Raw genomic sequence first — 2,102 nt, forward strand, 5'->3', positions numbered from 1 at the left:
GTCCGCCAGGCGCGCGCCGAGTTCGTCCTGTTCCGCGCCGCCACGCCTGATGGCCGCACCGGCGAGGCTGAGCGTCAGCAGCGCACGGAGCTCTGCGGGAACGTCGGGCCCGACACCCTCATCCACATCTGCCGGGCGGTCGTCCGTCAGGAGCAGCTCGGCGCTCGCGCGGAGGGCGCGGAGGTCGGGCGGGGCATCTGCCGACCACACCCGGCGAGCACGGTGGAGCGTCGCCACGTCGTCCGGCGCGGACGGGCCCAGGTGGAACACCAGCGCGGTGAGGAGGGTGACCCAGGGGTCGGCCTCCCCATCCCGCGGCACCGCGGCGTCGAGCGCCCGGCGCAGCGCGGCGAACTGGCCCGACGCGATCAGGCGCACCCCGCACGAGCGCAGCATCGACCGCAGGACCTCGGGTTCACCCGTCTGTTCCGCGTGCCGGAGGGCGTGCAGGGGCTCGTCGGCGGCGAGCCACCACCGGGCGGCGATGGCGTTCGACCTGCGGTACTCGTCGGGGAAGCGGCGCTCCAGCTCGGTGACGAGGTACGTCCGCAGCAGCGTGTGGATGCGGTAGGTCTCGAGGTCGGTCCGCTGCACGAGCGCCGTGTCGTGGGCCAGGTCGTCGAGCACCTGCCCAGCGTCCTCGCGGCCGAACAGCTCCACGGCGAGCCCGGTCGGCAGCTCGGAGCAGAGGGCAGCGATGCGGAGGAACCGGTGGGACTCCGCGGGCAGCCTGGCCTTCACCTCCCCGGTGAGGTAGTCGGCGACCGACTGCTCGCTGCCCGAGAACTGCGCGATGAAGCTCTCGGCGTCCGCGCTGGAGCGGAGCGCGAGCGCCGCGAACCGCAGGCCTGCCACCCACCCCTCGGTCCGGGCCTGGAGCACCGCGGTCTGCTCCCGCGTCACGCGCAGGCCGGCGGCTTCGAGGAGCGCCGCGGTGTCCTCCGGCGTGAAGCGCAGGTCCTGGGCCCGCAGCTCGTGCAACCGACCCTCGAGCCGGAGCCGCGGCAGGGGCAGCGGCGGGTCCATGCGGCTGGCCAGGACGAGTCGAAGGCCCGCGTGCCTGCGGCGGACCAGACGCGCGAGGTCGCGCCACGCCTCCGGTGCCCGCATCTCCTGGAGGTCGTCGAGCACGACCCGAACCGCGGGCGCCGCGGCGTCGAGCGCCTCGACGAGCTCGTCGATCACGTCGAGGCCCGCACCGCCCGACCTCCCCCGGCCGACCTGTCGCAGCGGGCTGTCCGACGGCAGGTCCGGGAGTGCGAGGAGTGCGGCGAGCAGGGTGGCACGGAAGCGGGCGGCGTCGTCCAAGGAGTCGAGCGAGATCCAGGCCGTGGGCGGCCCGCCGGGCCTGCGCACCCAGGACGACAGGAGCGTGGTCTTGCCGAACCCCGGGGGCGCGACGAGGACGACGAGCTGCCCGGCGTCGGCCTGGTCGAGGCGGTCGAGCAGCGCGGTGCGGCGGACGAAGCCCGCCGGGAGCTCCGGCACCGCAATCTTGCTCGCGGGAACGCGCATCGGCCGTTACCTCCGGCCCGGTCAGGGGTGCTTCACCGCAGTATGCCCTGCTCGTGCGCGGCGAGTACCGCCGTGCGCCGCGTTCCGGCTCCGAGCTTGTCGTAGATGGACCGGACGTGGCTCTTGACGGTGTTGATCGAGACCGAGAGGTCGTCCGCGATCTCGTCGAGGTTCAGCAACGACGGCAACAAGGACAGCACGTCCCGTTCCCGCGCGGTGAGCACCGCGCTCGTGGACCGTCCGGCGGTCTGTCCGGCGCGGAGCGCACGGGCGGCGAAGCGGCTCCGTTCGTCGCCGCCCACGAGCTCGTCGACGAGCAGCGCGCGCACCCCCGCGGCGGCCAAGCCGAACGGTCGGACCAGGTCCAACGGCATCGCGCGATCGAGCGCGCAGCGCAAGGCGTGCCGAGCCGCGGGCCGGTCGCCGTCCTCCAGAGCGATCCGGGACGTCACCAACCAGGCCTCGACCGCGGTGCCGTACCAGGCTGGATCGGCCGAGGGATCCCGCAGTGGCGCGAGGGCGGCGTCGGCGGCCTGCGCGAAGCCTGCGGTCGACTCGAACCACGCCCGCATCAGGGTTCGCTCGGC

Annotated in this window: 2 protein-coding genes; both read right to left on the reverse strand. The window is 74.3% G+C overall.

The window, feature by feature from the left end; all coding sequences use genetic code 11:
* Window positions 1-1,515, reverse strand: a 1,515-nt coding sequence (locus ACTHJJ_RS06795; protein WP_440302180.1) for an AAA family ATPase, incomplete at its 3' end; no start/stop codon positions are given.
* 32 nt (window positions 1,516-1,547) lie between these two features.
* Window positions 1,548-2,102 (reverse strand): response regulator transcription factor (locus ACTHJJ_RS06800; RefSeq protein ID WP_440302181.1); only part of this gene is annotated, 555 nt, incomplete at its 5' end.

The organism is Intrasporangium sp., assembly GCF_051961875.1.
GTDB lineage: Bacteria > Actinomycetota > Actinomycetes > Actinomycetales > Dermatophilaceae > Intrasporangium_A.